Genomic DNA, 16,442 nt, shown 5'->3' on the forward strand with positions numbered 1-16,442 from the left:
TATCAAAATAGCGGGTGATAGAATGAAACAATTAACAATCGCAGAGATTGAACAACGATTAGAAAATATCGCGATCGAATCTGATCCATTCTTATTAGACCTTTTTCGAGATGAGCGCAAAGGTGTCCAACAGTTGGTACATAAATGGAAAAAGAAATATGCTGAGAAACAACAGCTAAAAGAAAAGTTTGAGGAAATGAATGTTTATGAACATAATTGGCGCTTAAAAGGATTTGAAATGATTGCAGGTGTTGACGAAGTCGGAAGAGGACCACTTGCTGGTCCAGTAGTTGCGGCAGCTGTCATTTTGCCAAATGACTTTTTTCTTGCGGGTATTGACGACTCTAAAAAGTTGTCTGAAAAAAAACGTTTAGAATACGATTCAATCATTAGAAAAGAAGCCATTTCTTATAGCATTTCGATGATTCATGCTCAGGAAATTGATGAAATGAATATTTATCAAGCGACAAAAAAAGCAATGAATGCTGCGATTGCATCTTTAGACCCAAAACCAGACTTTTTACTTATTGATGCAATGAAACTTGATATTCCCTTCCCCTCTGAATCTATTATTAAGGGTGATGCAAAAAGTATTTCAATCGCTGCTGCATCAATTATAGCAAAAGTAGCTAGAGATACACTGATGAAAGAAATTTCACAAACCTATCCAGTCTATGGATTTCAGCAAAACATGGGATATGGAACAAAGGAACACATCGAGGCAATCAAACAACATGGGATCACATCCTATCACAGAAAAACATTTGCACCAGTCAAGGACTTTATTTGAGGAATATACAATAATAAAAAACAGGCAATGCCTGTTTTTTATTATTATATTAGAAAACAAATTATTCCAAATGAGGCGCAAACTTCCTACGTAAAATCGGGAGAAAATAATTGACAATTTAGAGTATTTCTAAGAAGTATATAATTTTTTAGCATAATGGTAGACAAGGTATGTATCATTATATAAAATGAAAACGGAGTCAGTTTTTAGAAGAGTTTGAATAGGAGGATGGGAAATGAATATCCATGAGTATCAAGGGAAAGAGATCCTCAGAAAATACGGGGTTGCGGTTCCAAATGGTAAAGTAGCGTTCACTGTAGAAGAAGCAGTGGAAGCAGCGAAGGAATTAGGTACACAGGTTTGTGTAGTAAAAGCACAAATCCATGCTGGTGGACGGGGTAAAGCCGGCGGTGTTAAAGTAGCAAAAAACCTTGATGAGGTTCGTACATATGCAAGCGAAATCCTCGGAAAAACTTTAGTAACACACCAAACAGGTCCAGAAGGTAAAGAAGTGAAACGCCTGCTTATTGAAGAAGGCTGTGATATCAAAAAAGAATACTATGTTGGACTAGTATTAGACCGTGCGACTTCTCGAGTTGTTTTAATGGCTTCAGAAGAGGGCGGTACGGAAATTGAAGAGGTTGCTGAAAAGACTCCAGAGAAAATTTTCAAAGAAGAAATTGATCCAGTTGTAGGGTTACAACCTTATCAAGCACGTCGCATTGCATTCAATATTAATATTCCAAAAGAATTAATTAATCAAGCTGTTAAATTTATGACAGCTCTATACAATGCTTATATCGAAAAAGATTGCTCAATCGCAGAAATTAACCCGCTTGTTGTTACAGGTGATGGTAAGGTAATGGCTCTTGATGCAAAATTAAACTTTGACTCAAATGCTCTATATCGTCAAAAAGACGTGCTTGAGTATCGTGACCTTGAAGAAGAGGATGCAAAGGAAATCGAAGCCTCTAAATACGACTTAAGCTATGTTGCGTTAGATGGAAACATTGGTTGTATGGTTAACGGTGCAGGTCTTGCCATGTCAACGATGGATATTATTAAACATTACGGCGGCGACCCGGCTAACTTCCTTGATGTTGGGGGCGGCGCAACTGCTGAGAAGGTTACAGAAGCATTCAAAATTATCCTTTCTGATCCAAACGTAAAAGGTATTTTCGTTAATATCTTTGGTGGAATCATGAAGTGTGATGTTATTGCTGAGGGTGTAGTAGAAGCAGCTAAGCAAGTTGGGCTAAGTGTTCCGCTTGTTGTTCGATTAGAGGGAACAAATGTTGAATTAGGTAAGAAAATCTTAGCTGAGTCAACTGTTGAAATTATTGCTGCTGAATCCATGGCTGATGGCGCACAAAAAATCGTTTCATTAGTGAAATAGGATCAAAGAAAGGGGAATTAACGTGAGCGTTTTTATTAATAAAGATACAAAAGTTATTGTTCAAGGGATTACTGGTTCAACAGCCCTTTTTCATACAAAACAGATGCTTGAATATGGAACCCAAATTGTTGGTGGGACATCTCCAGGTAAAGGCGGAATGGAAGTAGAAGGCGTTCCTGTCTTTAATACTGTTAAAGATGCAGTTGTCGCAACAGGCGCTACAGCTTCTGTTATTTATGTACCTGCACCATTTGCAGCCGATGCAATTATCGAAGCTGTCGATGCTGAGTTGGATCTTGCCATTTGTATCACTGAACATATTCCAGTTTTAGATATGGTAAAAGTAAAACGTTATATGGAAGGCAAAAAGACCCGCTTAGTTGGTCCAAACTGCCCAGGTGTTATCACTGCTGATGAATGTAAAATCGGGATCATGCCTGGTTACATTCATACAAAAGGACATGTCGGCGTTGTATCCCGTTCTGGAACATTAACCTACGAGGCTGTTCATCAATTAACTCAAGCTGGTATTGGTCAAACAACTGCAGTTGGTATTGGTGGCGACCCTGTGAATGGGACAAACTTCATCGATGTTTTAAAAGCTTTTAATGAAGATCCTGAAACATACGCTGTGATCATGATTGGCGAAATCGGCGGTACAGCTGAAGAAGAAGCAGCTGAATGGGTGAAAGCGAATATGACAAAACCTGTTGTCGGCTTCATCGGTGGACGTACAGCTCCTCCAGGGAAACGTATGGGACATGCAGGTGCGATTATCTCTGGTGGTAAAGGTACAGCAGATGAAAAGATCCGTGTCATGAACGAATGCGGAATTAAAGTTGCTGATACACCATCTGTTATGGGTGAAACTTTAATTGAAGTATTAAAAGAACAAGGATTATACGAAAAGTGTAAAACACACTAATATTTTCTGCTAGTCTTTAACAAATAGTCCCTCATAATTGAGGGGCTATTTGTCTAACTTTATTTTTATAAGGAGGCAATTATAAAAATGGACGACTTTAAAGAGAACCTGATTTCTTTGTTGCATTATCCAGATATTTCTTGGATTGCCGTTTTACAAATGCTGAAAAAAGATCCAACCCTGAAAAACGTCTATAAGTCAAAAATTCAATTTCCACACCAGACTAGTTTATTTCCACCTAATACCTCAAGTAACTCTTCAGAAAAATCTTCTAGCATTATACCAAATCCCGACATCATTCGTGACCAAATCCGCCAATACGAAACTAATGATATTGCCGTCATCACAATTTTGGATAAAGAATATCCCCCTTTGTTAAAAGAAATTTATCAACCACCATGGGCATTGTTTGCCAAGGGTGATCTCTCCCTGCTCGAAAAAGACCCCAAACTTGCCGTAGTTGGTTCTCGTCAGGCTACCCAATATGGAAAAAATGCCATTCGAATGATCTTTCCAGGTTTAATAGATCAAGGGGTACTAATAGTAAGTGGTTTAGCAAGAGGAATTGATGCACTCGCCCATGAAAATGCGATAAAAAATGGTGGAAAGACCATTGCCGTGATTGCTGGTGGGTTTTATCATATTTATCCCAAGGAAAATATGAACTTAGCTTTAGATATGATGAAAAATCAACTTGTTCTTTCAGAGTATCCTCCCGATACAAAGCCTCTAAGATGGCATTTTCCATCGAGAAATCGAATCATTAGTGGTTTGTCTAAGGGGACCTTTATTATAGAAGCAAAGCGAAAAAGCGGCTCCCTGATCACTGCCAATTTTGCTGTCAATGAGGGAAGAGATGTATTTTCCTTACCTGGAAGCATATTTAATCCATATTCAATAGGTGCAAATGAATTAATTCAACAAGGGGCAAAGCTGGTAACAGATGCGGAGGATATATTAGTTGAAATTAGATAAAACTCTAGGTTAGCAATAATTTTTTAGAAAAATTGTTTATTTTTAAAGGTTTTTATGAATAAATGGAGAAATTAGCTTAAAAAGGTTGCAATAATTTCTAATTTGTTATACATTTTCCAACAGATGTTCGAAAAAAAGAATATTTGCACATGGAATAAATAATTATGTAAAAAACATATAAAAGAAAAACTTTGGGATAGGGCAGTTTTGTAAAGTATTTTCTCCGGTCAATTTAGGTAAAACTGGTATATAGGAAAGCTTCTCAAATGAAAAGCACCTTAGAAACAGAAATTTTGCCAGATTCGGGGCGCTTCTACACTTTCCCTCTTAAGGAGGATAATTAAATGGCAGATTTTCTTGTAATCGTTGAATCGCCGGCAAAAGCGAAAACGATTGAACGATATTTAGGAAATAAATATAAAGTAAAAGCATCAATGGGACATATTCGCGATTTGCCACGGAGCCAAATGGGGGTTAATGTAGAAAATAGCTATGAACCAAAATATATTACGATTCGTGGAAAAGGTCCTGTTTTAAAAGATTTAAAAACAGCAGCTAAAAAAGCGAAAAAAATCTATCTCGCAGCTGACCCGGATCGTGAAGGGGAAGCAATTGCATGGCATTTAGCCCATAGTTTATCAGTGGACATTAGTTCTGATTGTCGAGTCGTTTTTAATGAAATAACAAAAGATGCGATTAAAGAGTCATTTAAACATCCACGTCCAATTAATATGGATTTGGTGGATGCCCAGCAGGCACGTAGAATTCTCGACCGGCTTGTAGGTTATAATATCAGTCCTCTTCTTTGGAAAAAGGTGAAGAAAGGGTTAAGTGCAGGCCGAGTTCAATCTGTTGCCGTCCGTCTAATTATCGATCGGGAAAATGAAATCAAAGCCTTTGTCCCTGAAGAATATTGGACGATCGATGGCGAGTTTTTAAAAGGAAAAGACCATTTCAGTGCCCAATATTTTTCATTAGCTGGCAAAGAAAAATTTGAACTTAAATCAGAACAAGATGTCCAAAGTATCCTAAGCCAAATGGATGATAATAAGTTTAAAGTCATGTCAGTTACAAAAAAGGAACGAAAAAGAAACCCTGCACCACCTTTTATTACTTCATCCTTACAACAAGAGGCAGCCAGGAAACTAAATTTTCGAGCTAAGAAAACGATGATGCTTGCACAGCAGTTATATGAAGGAATTGAGCTTGGAAAAGAAGGAACGGTTGGTCTGATTACATATATGAGAACGGATTCAACACGGATTTCAGAAGTGGCACAAACCGAGGCTGCTAGCTACATCCGCTCAGAGTATGGAGAAGATTATTTAAAAGATGAGCAAAGAAAAGAGAAGAAACAATCGAACGCTCAAGATGCACATGAAGCGATTCGACCGACGAGTACTTTGAGAGACCCCAATAGCTTAAAATCATTTTTATCAAGAGACCAACTACGTTTATATAAATTAATCTGGGAACGGTTTTTAGCGAGCCAAATGGCACAAGCTGTGATGGATACAATGAGCGTAGACTTACAAAATGGGAATGTCCTATTCCGAGCTAATGGTTCAAAAATAAAGTTTCCTGGATTTATGAAACTTTATGTTGAGGGTTCAGATGACAATGTAGATGAAAAGGATAAAATGCTTCCAAATCTAGAAGTTGGGGATGAAGTGTTTAAAAAGGACATCGAGCCGAAGCAGCACTTCACCCAGCCTCCGCCAAGGTATACGGAGGCAAGACTGGTTAAGACACTCGAAGAACTGGGAATCGGCCGTCCGTCGACATATGCACCAACCCTCGACACAATTCAAAAGCGAGGCTATGTTGCACTCGATAATAAAAGATTTGTACCAACCGAGCTGGGTGAAATTATCGATGAGTTAATTTTAGAGTTTTTCCCAGATATTCTGGATGTCGAATTTACAGCAAAAATGGAACAGGGGTTGGATAATATCGAAGATGGTAAGGTCCCTTGGGTCAATATTATCGATGAGTTTTATCAAGATTTTGAAATTCATTTAAAAAAAGCTGAAGAAGAAATGCAATCTGTTGAAATCAAAGACGAGCCTGCAGGGGAAGATTGTGAGAACTGTGGTAACCCAATGGTCTTTAAAATGGGCCGATATGGGAAATTTATGGCTTGCAGTAATTTTCCTGATTGCCGGAATACAAAACCAATTGTCAAAGAAATCGGAGTAACTTGCCCGAATTGTAAAGAAGGACAAATCATTGAGCGTAAAAGCAAGAAAAAGAGATTATTTTACGGTTGCACCAAATACCCTGAATGTGAATTTATCTCCTGGGATAAACCACTGCCAAGGGAATGCCCTAAATGTGAAGGCATGCTAGTTGAAAAGAAATTAAAAAAAGGCGTGCAAGTTCAATGTGTTAGTTGTGATTACAAAGAGGAACCGCAAAACTAAGGGGGAGAGTGGACAAAGTCCACTCTTTTCATTTTGTTATTATCATAATTAAAAATATTTCCAAGTTGCTTAAAACTTTTTTCTTTTTCATTCGTATAGTACAATGCAAGTTGGACTTAATTGTGGGAAAGGTAATGATAGGTATGTGAACTTAACCACATTTACATAAACCAAGATTAATATTAGGAGGATAATAAATGAACGATGGAACGATAAATGTAATCGGGGCTGGCCTTGCAGGTAGTGAAGCAGCATGGCAAATTGCAAAACGCGGGGGAAAAGTAAGACTATATGAGATGAGACCAGTTAGGCAAACTCCTGCACACCATACTGATAAATTTGCAGAATTAGTTTGCAGTAATTCTTTACGTGCTAATACATTAACAAATGCAGTAGGCGTATTAAAAGAAGAAATGAGAAAGCTTGATTCCGTCATCATCGCAGCTGCAGATGCTTGTTCTGTACCTGCTGGGGGTGCGCTAGCAGTCGATCGCCATGAATTTGCAGCAAAAGTAACTGAAATGGTAAAAAATCATGAAAATGTGACGGTGGTAAATGAAGAAGTAACGGAAATTCCTGAGGGTATAACAGTTATTGCCACAGGACCGTTAACAAGTCCGGATCTTTCTGAAAAACTTAAGGGGCTGACAGGCGAGGAATATCTTTATTTCTACGATGCCGCTGCACCAATACTTGAAAAAGATAGTATTGATATGGAAAAAGTTTATTTAAAATCCCGTTATGATAAAGGGGAAGCAGCTTACTTGAACTGTCCAATGTCCGAAGAAGAATTTAACCGTTTTTATGAGGCGCTAATCTCAGCTGAAACAGTTCCTGTAAAAGAATTTGAAAAGGAAGTTTTTTTTGAAGGGTGTATGCCGATTGAAGTAATGGCGTCTCGAGGAAAGAAAACGATGTTATTTGGTCCATTAAAACCTGTAGGATTAGAAGACCCAAAAACAGGGAAAAGGCCTTTTGCGGTAGTTCAGCTTCGTCAAGATGATGCGGCAGGAACACTTTTTAATATTGTCGGTTTTCAGACACATTTAAAGTGGGGGGCGCAAAAGGAAGTTATTCAATTAATTCCTGGATTAGAAAATGCGGAAATAATCCGTTATGGTGTGATGCATCGTAATACGTTTATTAATTCTCCAAAGGTCTTAAAAGCCACTTATCAATTCCGCAACCGGGAAGATTTATTCTTTGCTGGTCAAATGACAGGGGTAGAAGGATATGTCGAATCGGCTGCAAGCGGGTTAATTGCTGGAATAAATGCCGCACGTTTAAGCCAAGGTTTGGACCCACTTGAATTTCCTGCTGAAACAGCGATCGGAAGCATGGCACATTATATTACGACAACCAACGCAAAGAATTTCCAGCCAATGAATGCAAACTTTGGTTTATTTCCCGAACTGCCGGTAAGAATTAAAGGAAAGCAAGAGCGTAATTTACAGCACGCAAATAGAGCGCTGGAAACAATTCAGAACTTTGTGAAAGTTTTGTAAAGTTTATTGCAAGGGAATTAGAAGTATGTTACGATTTAGTAGCCCTTGCGAGAAGAATATTATGACAAATGTGAATATTTTCTTAAAGTTAATTATAGAGTATTTACAAATTGGAATTTCACATGTTACATAATTATCTATGCGAAAATGTAATCGAAATCACTCCAAAAGGAGGTTCATTTTTATGAACCAATTTCATGCGACAACGATATTTGCAATCCATCATAATGGTGAATATTCAATGTCAGGTGATGGACAAGTGACATTTGGTAATGCGGTAGTGATGAAACACACAGCAAGAAAAGTTAGAAAGATATTTAATGGAAAAGTACTTGCTGGTTTTGCCGGATCTGTTGCAGATGCATTTACCCTTTTTGAATTATTTGAGGGAAAATTAGAAGAATTTAACGGAAACCTTCAAAGAGCTGCGGTAGAGCTTGCCAAAGAGTGGAGAAGCGATAAAGTGCTCAGAAAGCTTGAAGCAATGCTCATTGTTATGAATCGTGAATATTTACTGCTTGTATCAGGAACTGGAGAAGTAATCGAACCTGATGATGGAATTCTTGCGATTGGCTCTGGCGGTAATTATGCGTTATCCGCGGGACGTGCGCTAAAGAAATATGCGGGAGACCACTTATCTGCAAAGGAAATAGCGAAAGCTTCTTTAGAAATAGCAGCGGAAATATGTGTGTACACGAACCATAACATTATTGTGGAAGAGCTATAACGGAAGGAGACGTATATTATGGGAAGAACCACTAATTTAACCCCTCGTCAAATAGTTGAAAAACTTGATCAATATATCATTGGACAAAAGGATGCTAAGAAAGCAGTGGCTGTTGCCCTTAGAAATCGATTCAGAAGAGGATTGTTAAATGAAAAACTTAGGGATGAAATTATCCCTAAAAATATTTTGATGATCGGGCCAACTGGCGTGGGGAAAACGGAAATTGCCAGAAGGATTGCTAAAATAGTTGGTGCTCCTTTTATCAAAGTGGAAGCTACCAAGTTTACTGAAGTGGGCTATGTCGGGCGAGATGTTGAATCCATGGTTAGGGATCTTGCTGAAACCTCTGTACGTCTAGTGAAAGAGGAACGAATGCAAAGTGTGAAGGAACGGGCTGAAGAGAATGCAAACAACCGACTTGTCGATTTACTAGTTCCATCCGCTAAAAAGGCAAATAACTTTAAAAATCCACTAGAGATGCTTTTTGGCGGCGGCAATCCATCAACTGAAACAGAAACTCAGCAAGAAGATTATTCGATCACAGAAAAACGGAAAATTGTCAAAGAAAAATTGGCACTAGGGCAGCTTGAGGAAGAAATCGTTACAGTCGAGGTAGAAGAGCAAACACCATCAATGTTTGATATGCTTCAAGGCTCAGGAATTGAACAAATGGGGATGAATATGCAAGATGCCCTAAGCAGCTTTATGCCAAAAAAACGCAAAAAGCGCAAATTGACTGTTCGTGAAGCTAGAAAAGTGTTAACTAGTGAAGAAGCTTCTAAGCTGATTGACATGGATGAAGTATCGTCAGAAGCAATCTACCGAGCTGAACAAAATGGAATTATTTTTATTGATGAGATTGATAAAATTGCTAGCAAGAACTCTGGAGGTTCTTCAGCGGATGTATCAAGAGAAGGTGTCCAACGTGACATTTTACCTGTTGTTGAAGGTTCAACAGTGGTAACAAAATATGGGTCAGTGAAAACGGATCATGTGTTATTTATTGCAGCCGGCGCGTTTCACATGGCCAAACCTTCAGATCTAATTCCGGAACTTCAAGGACGCTTCCCAATTCGGGTTGAATTAACGAAGCTGACTGTGGAAGATTTTTTCAGGATCTTAATCGAGCCGGATAATGCACTAATTAAGCAATATCAAGCATTATTGGAAACTGAAGGTATACAAATTGAATTTTCTGACGATGCTATTCGTAGAATTGCTGAAGTTGCATATGAAGTGAATCAAAATACAGATAATATTGGTGCAAGACGTCTTCATACCATACTAGAAAAGCTTTTAGAAGATTTATCTTTTGAGGCACCAGATATTTCTATGGAGAAGGTTACCATTACACCACAGTATGTAGATGATAAACTCGGTGCTATTTCGAAAAACAAAGATTTAAGTCAGTTTATCCTGTAAAAGTGAACATCTCAATTTCCATTTGGAAGCAATGTTCATTTATTAAATACCTAAAATGTAGAAATTATGCTTGATTAAAATTTAATAATGGTTGTAGTTACTTAGGAGGAAGAAACAGATGGATTTACTTACAAAAACTAGAAGGATTAACGTATTATTGCAAAAGGCAGCTGGAAAACCAGTTAATTTTAAGGAAATGTCCGAAACATTGAGTGAAACAATTGAAGCAAATGTGTATATTGTCAGCCGTCGCGGAAAACTTCTTGGCTTTTCAATTTATCAGCAAATTGAAAACGAAAGAATGAAAAAGATGTTTGAGGATCGTCAATTTCCTGAAGAATATACTAAAGGTTTATTTAATATTCAAGAAACATCTTCAAACCTTGATATTGAAAGCCAATACACTGCTTTTCCAGTGGAAAACAGAGACTTATTCCGTACAGGTTTAACAACAATTGTGCCAATTATTGGTGGTGGGGAGCGTCTTGGAACACTCATCCTAGCAAGATTAGAAGCAAAATTCCATGATGAAGATTTAATCCTCGCAGAATATGGTGCAACAGTTGTAGGTATGGAAATCCTTCGTGAAAAGTCAGAAGAAATTGAAGAAGAAGCAAGAAGTAAAGCTGTTGTTCAAATGGCAATTAGTTCATTATCATATAGTGAGCTGGAAGCGATTGAGCATATTTTTGAAGAGCTTAATGGCCGTGAAGGGTTATTAGTTGCATCTAAGATTGCAGACCGTGTTGGAATTACCCGTTCAGTTATCGTTAACGCTTTAAGAAAGCTTGAGAGTGCTGGGGTAATTGAATCTCGTTCACTTGGTATGAAAGGAACATATATCAAAGTCTTAAATGATAAGTTCTTGATTGAATTAGATAAACTAAGAGCAAATTAATTAAACCATTCCCTAGCCTCGCTAGGGATTTTGTTTTTTTTAGTAATGTTAGAGCTCATTCATTATTTTGGCACCCTGTTGATTGGAGTGGAAGGTGCGAAGACTCCTGCGGGAGGACGGGGCAGGGGAGACCCCACAGGTGCGTAGCACCGAGGAGGCTCCCCGGACCGCCCGCGGAAAGCGAAGCACCTGGAACGGAAATCGACAGGCAAGTTAAATAGAACCTTTTTATAAAAGTAATGCTTGATTGTTATTATCACATATGCTATATTATTTTACGGTGTTAATACACACGCTTATTGATTTAAACAGATGGTGCTGTTCATAACAGTTTCTGTTTAAAAATGAAGTGAGCGGAGGACAACAAACCATTAGGAGGAAAAAATCATGTCAGTAATTTCTATGAAGCAATTGCTTGAAGCTGGTGTACACTTTGGACACCAAACACGCCGTTGGAACCCAAAAATGAAGAAATATATCTTCACAGAGCGTAACGGTATCTATATCATTGACCTACAAAAAACAGTTAAGAAAGTTGAAGAAGCTTATAACTGGGTTAAGGAACTTGCTGGTAACGGCGGAACAGTTCTTTTTGTTGGTACTAAGAAACAAGCTCAAGATTCTGTTAAAGAAGAAGCGGGCCGTTCTGGTATGTACTATGTTAACCAACGTTGGTTAGGTGGTACACTAACAAACTTTGAAACAATTCAAAAGCGTATTGGCCGCTTAAAAGATATTGAAAGAATGTCTGAAGACGGTACTTTCGAAGTATTACCGAAGAAAGAAGTAGTACAATTAAAGAAAGAACAAGAACGTCTTGAAAAATTCCTAGGCGGAATTAAAGACATGAAACAACTTCCAGATGCATTATTCATCATCGACCCTCGTAAAGAGCGTATCGCTGTTGCGGAAGCAAAGAAATTAAACATTCCTATCGTTGGTATCGTTGATACAAACTGTGATCCAGACGAAATCGATGTTGTTATCCCAGCGAATGATGATGCAATCCGTGCGGTTAAACTTTTAACTGGTAAAATGGCTGATGCGATCCTTGAAGCTAAACAAGGTGAAGAAGTAGCTGTAGAAGCTTAATTTAAGTGATTAAATGAAAAGGTGATAAGAGGGAGACCCTTTATCACCTTTTTTTAAGAAGGTTTTTTTAAGAAAGTTTTATATTAGCTGTCATTGGCTAAGATATGGATACATAGAAAAATAAAGGAGGAATTTACATTATGGCAATTACTGCTCAAATGGTAAAAGAATTACGTGAAAAAACTGGTGCAGGTATGTTGGATTGTAAAAAAGCATTAACTGAAACTGATGGTGATATGGACAAAGCAATTGACTTCTTACGTGAAAAAGGAATTGCATCTGCGGCTAAAAAAGGTGACCGTATCGCTGCAGAAGGGTTAACATATGTAGTTACTGAAGGAAACAACGCAGTGATCCTAGAAGTAAACTCTGAAACTGATTTCGTAGCGAAAAACGAAGCGTTCCAAGCACTTGTAAAAGAATTAGCTGCACACCTTCTAAAAAACAACCCAGCATCTGTTGAAGAAGCATCTGCTCAAACAATGGAAAATGGCGCTACTGTTGCAGACCATATCAATGCTGCGATTGCTAAGATTGGTGAAAAATTAACACTTCGCCGCTTTACAGTGTTATCAAAAACTGACAACGATGCATTTGGTGCTTACATTCATATGGGTGGACGTATTTCTGTGTTATCTGTTCTTGAAGGTACTACAGATGCAGACGCTGCAAAAGATGTTTCAATGCATATCGCTGCACTTAAGCCAAAATATGTTTCTCGTGACCAAGTTTCACAAGACGAAGTTGAGCATGAGCGTCAAGTATTAACTCAACAAGCTCTAAACGAAGGCAAGCCTGAAAAGATCGTTGAAAAAATGGTTGAAGGCCGCCTTGGAAAATATTTTGAAGATGTTTGTGTTCTTGACCAAACTTTTGTTAAAAACCCTGATCAAAAAGTACGTCAATTCGTTGAATCTAAAGGTGCTACAATCCGTGAATTCGTTCGTTACGAAGTAGGAGAAGGCATTGAAAAACGTGAAGATAACTTTGCAGAAGAAGTAATGAATCAAATTAAAAAATAATCGGCAATATTCTCGAACATAAGGGAATATTACGAAATAGCTATTAAATAGGGGACACTATGTGTTCCCTTTTTTAAGAAGAAATAAATACATATTGGAGGTTAATATGAGCGGTCCTAAGTACAAACGGGTAGTTTTAAAGTTGAGCGGTGAAGCACTAGCTGGTGATGAAAGCTTTGGTATTAAACCTTCAGTAATCAAATCGATTGCTATTCAAGTGAAAGAAATAGCGGAACTTGGTGTAGAAGTTGCTGTCGTTGTTGGCGGTGGTAACATTTGGCGTGGTAAAATAGGTAGTGAGATGGGAATGGACCGGGCAACAGCTGATTATATGGGGATGCTTGCAACTGTAATGAATTCTTTAGCGCTACAAGATAGCTTGGAGCACTTGGGGATTGAATCAAGGGTGCAAACATCAATTGAAATGCGCCAAGTGGCAGAACCTTATATTAGACGCCGTGCGATTAGGCACTTAGAAAAAAAACGGGTGATTATTTTTGCGGCTGGTACAGGGAATCCATATTTCTCTACTGATACAACTGCAGCACTCCGAGCAGCGGAAATTGATGCTGAAGTGATTTTGATGGCAAAAAATAATGTCGATGGAGTTTACTCTGCTGACCCTCGTTTAGATGCCAACGCAATCAAATATGAAGATCTGTCTTTCCTTGATGTGCTTAAAGAAGGATTAGCAGTTATGGACTCAACTGCATCTTCATTATGTATGGACAATGATATACCATTAATTGTTTTCTCAATTATGGAGCAGGGCAATATTAAACGAGCCGTTATGGGTGAAAAGATAGGAACAATTGTTAGGGGGAAAAATTAATGCCGAAACAGGTCATTGCTGCGACAAAAGATCGTATGACAAAAGCGATTCAGTCATATTCACGTGAACTTGCAAGTATTCGAGCTGGAAGAGCAAGTGCTTCATTATTAGATAGAATTACAATTGATTACTATGGTGCACCAACTCCTGTCAATCAAATGGCTGGAATTACCACACCTGAAGCAAGATTAATTGTGATTCAACCTTACGATAAATCTATTCTTGGTGATATTGAGAAAGCTATTCTCAAATCTGATTTAGGATTAAATCCTACTAATGACGGCACGGTAATCCGCCTTGCGATCCCACAATTGACAGAGGAGCGCCGTAAAGAACTGGTTAAGTTAGTTAAAAAGTATTCAGAAGAAGCTAAAGTAGCTATCCGTAATATCCGTCGTGACGGTAATGATGATTTGAAGAAGCTTGAGAAGAATGGGGAAATTACTGAGGATGCTCTTCGCGGTCATTCTGATGATATTCAAAAGTTAACTGACGAATACATTAGTAAAATTGATCAAGTCACAAAAGATAAAGAAAAAGAAATTATGGAAGTATAATTCATTATCGAACCCTCTGTTTAGGGGGTTTTTCACTATTTTATTACGTAAATAAGATCTATTGAGGGATTTTGAAAGTTGTCTGAAAATAATTCTTAATTCCTTTTATTTTACATAAGTTAATTAATAGAGATATCTTAATGCTTTTTTGGTATGATAAAAACATGCTACCCCGAAATGTCCATTACATAACAACACACGCTTCAATGGAATTGATCGATGATTTATTTTCGGAGGAAATGATTAACTAATTAGAGGAGCAATGTCATGTTTAATAAAATAAGGCTTGGGAAGAACCGAAACACCCTTTCCACACTCCGAAATAAAATAGATGAAATAAAAAAATTGCCTGTTCCTGAACATGTGGCGATTATTATGGATGGAAACGGGCGTTGGGCTAAAAAACGGGCATTACCGAGGATTGCTGGTCATCACGAAGGTATGAAAGTAGTCCGTAAAACAACGAAATTAGCAAATGAACTTGGAATTAAGACGTTAACATTATATGCGTTTTCGACTGAGAATTGGAAAAGACCAAAGAATGAAGTGGAATATATAATGAGCCTTCCTGATGAGTTTTTAGGTACCTTTCTCCCCGATTTGATTGCAGAAAATGTACAGGTGAAAATGATGGGGTACAAAGATCAACTTCCTCCACATACGCTCCGTGCAATCGAAAAAGCGATTGAGGATACGAAGGATAACAACGGGTTAGTTCTCAATTTTGCTTTAAATTACGGGAGTAGAGCGGAAATACTTGATGCCGTTAAGAAGGTCTTAAATGATAGCAAAAGTGGTAAACTAAATGAGATAGACCTAGATGATAAAGTCTTTTCTTCCTATCTAATGACTGCCAACTTTACTGACCCGGACCTATTAATACGTACGAGTGGTGAAATTCGTTTAAGTAACTTTATGCTTTGGCAGTTAGCTTACTCTGAGTTTTGGTTTACAGATGTGTTATGGCCGGATTTTAGTGAGGAACATTTACTTGAGGCAATTGAAACATTCCAAAAACGGCAGCGTCGGTTTGGTGGTATATAGTACAACAAAGGTGTTGAAAATTAAATGAAGCAACGAATCATAACAGGAGTCATCGCAGCTGCACTTTTTTTGCCCATCGTTTACTTTGGTGGATTTCCAATGGTATTGCTTACGTATTTTTTAGCGACGATCGGTTTGTATGAATTATTGAAAATGAAAAAACTGAATATTTTTTCGGTTAATGGTGTATTATTAGTTTTATTTCTATGGGTGCTGCTTTTCCCTGAAAAGTATCATCACATATTAGATTCATTTTATTACTCAAAAGCCGAAATTTGTATTGCGTTAATCCTATTGTTATTAACCTTTACCGTCATAACCAAGAATCAATTTACTTTTGAAGATGTTTCATTTTCGATTTTATCTGCTATCTATGTGGGGATTGGATTTTACTATTTCTTTGAAACTAGACAAGATGGCGGACTCGTCTTTATTTTGTATTCCTTGTTTATGATCTGGGCTACCGATTCGGGGGCATATTTTATTGGAAAGGCTCTTGGAAGGACAAAGCTCTGGCCGGAAATTAGCCCCAATAAAACGGTGGAAGGATCAATTGGCGGTATTGCTTGTGCAGTTTTGGTTGCTGTGCTCTTTGCACTTTTCTCTGACATCAACGTCGGTCTTTTATCATTAATGGGAATTACAGTAGTTCTTTCTATTTTTGGACAAATCGGTGACTTAGTTGAATCTGCTTTTAAGCGTCATTTTAATGTTAAAGACTCTGGAAATATCTTACCAGGTCATGGCGGGATCCTTGACCGATTTGATAGCCTATTATTTGTTTGGCCCTTGCTTCATCTGTTTCACCTATGGATATAAAACGTATGTGCTTCG

The 16,442-nt window shown here is 37.9% G+C and carries 15 protein-coding genes; all 15 read left to right on the top strand.

Going from position 1 to position 16,442, the window contains the following annotated elements:
• Positions 1-22 precede the first annotated feature (22 nt).
• Entirely contained in the window at positions 23-790 is a 768-nt protein-coding gene (locus QNH17_RS08720; protein WP_283878307.1) for a ribonuclease HII, read from the top strand.
• A 235-nt stretch (positions 791-1,025) separates the two neighbouring features.
• Positions 1,026-2,186: an ADP-forming succinate--CoA ligase subunit beta gene (gene sucC, locus QNH17_RS08725; protein WP_283878308.1), complete on the top strand. Its 1,161-nt coding sequence runs from the start codon at positions 1,026-1,028 to the stop codon at positions 2,184-2,186.
• A gap of 22 nt (positions 2,187-2,208) precedes the next feature.
• Positions 2,209-3,111, top strand: coding sequence for a succinate--CoA ligase subunit alpha (sucD, locus tag QNH17_RS08730; RefSeq protein WP_098571679.1), 903 nt, complete (start codon positions 2,209-2,211; stop codon positions 3,109-3,111).
• Positions 3,112-3,198: 87 nt separating this feature from the next.
• A complete protein-coding gene (gene dprA, locus QNH17_RS08735) occupies positions 3,199-4,086 on the top strand; it encodes a DNA-processing protein DprA (RefSeq protein ID WP_283878309.1) in 888 nt (295 codons plus the stop codon).
• 344 nt (positions 4,087-4,430) lie between these two features.
• Entirely contained in the window at positions 4,431-6,509 is a 2,079-nt protein-coding gene (gene topA, locus QNH17_RS08740; protein WP_283878310.1) for a type I DNA topoisomerase, read from the top strand.
• Positions 6,510-6,706: 197 nt separating this feature from the next.
• On the top strand, positions 6,707-8,014 hold the full coding sequence (trmFO, locus tag QNH17_RS08745; protein WP_283878311.1) for an FADH(2)-oxidizing methylenetetrahydrofolate--tRNA-(uracil(54)-C(5))-methyltransferase TrmFO: 1,308 nt from the start codon (positions 6,707-6,709) through the stop codon (positions 8,012-8,014).
• A gap of 184 nt (positions 8,015-8,198) precedes the next feature.
• Positions 8,199-8,741 (top strand): ATP-dependent protease subunit HslV, encoded by a 543-nt coding sequence (gene hslV / locus QNH17_RS08750; protein WP_026566454.1) that lies wholly within the window; start codon positions 8,199-8,201, stop codon positions 8,739-8,741.
• 18 nt (positions 8,742-8,759) lie between these two features.
• Positions 8,760-10,163, top strand: a complete 1,404-nt coding sequence (gene hslU, locus QNH17_RS08755) for an ATP-dependent protease ATPase subunit HslU (protein ID WP_283878312.1) — start codon at positions 8,760-8,762, stop codon at positions 10,161-10,163.
• A 118-nt stretch (positions 10,164-10,281) separates the two neighbouring features.
• Complete coding sequence (gene codY, locus QNH17_RS08760; protein ID WP_144549032.1) at positions 10,282-11,061, top strand: GTP-sensing pleiotropic transcriptional regulator CodY; 780 nt, start codon at positions 10,282-10,284, stop codon at positions 11,059-11,061.
• 387 nt (positions 11,062-11,448) lie between these two features.
• Entirely contained in the window at positions 11,449-12,153 is a 705-nt protein-coding gene (rpsB, locus tag QNH17_RS08765; protein WP_144549034.1) for a 30S ribosomal protein S2, read from the top strand.
• Positions 12,154-12,293: 140 nt separating this feature from the next.
• Positions 12,294-13,175 carry a translation elongation factor Ts gene (gene tsf, locus QNH17_RS08770; protein WP_283878313.1) on the top strand — a complete coding sequence of 294 codons (882 nt, stop codon included), beginning with the start codon at positions 12,294-12,296 and terminating at the stop codon, positions 13,173-13,175.
• Between the two features lie 106 nt (positions 13,176-13,281).
• A complete protein-coding gene (pyrH, locus tag QNH17_RS08775) occupies positions 13,282-14,007 on the top strand; it encodes a UMP kinase (RefSeq protein ID WP_283878314.1) in 726 nt (241 codons plus the stop codon).
• Positions 14,007-14,564 (top strand): ribosome recycling factor, encoded by a 558-nt coding sequence (frr, locus tag QNH17_RS08780; protein ID WP_283878315.1) that lies wholly within the window; start codon positions 14,007-14,009, stop codon positions 14,562-14,564. The genes pyrH and frr overlap by 1 nt, the downstream gene beginning before the upstream one ends.
• Before the next feature lie 267 nt (positions 14,565-14,831).
• A complete protein-coding gene (locus QNH17_RS08785) occupies positions 14,832-15,608 on the top strand; it encodes an undecaprenyl pyrophosphate synthase (RefSeq protein ID WP_283878316.1) in 777 nt (258 codons plus the stop codon).
• Positions 15,609-15,632: 24 nt separating this feature from the next.
• On the top strand, positions 15,633-16,427 hold the full coding sequence (locus QNH17_RS08790; protein ID WP_283878317.1) for a phosphatidate cytidylyltransferase: 795 nt from the start codon (positions 15,633-15,635) through the stop codon (positions 16,425-16,427).
• Positions 16,428-16,442: the final 15 nt, after the last annotated feature.

Origin of the sequence: Neobacillus sp. SuZ13, from assembly GCF_030123365.1 — a bacterium.
Lineage (GTDB): Bacteria > Bacillota > Bacilli > Bacillales > Cytobacillaceae > Neobacillus.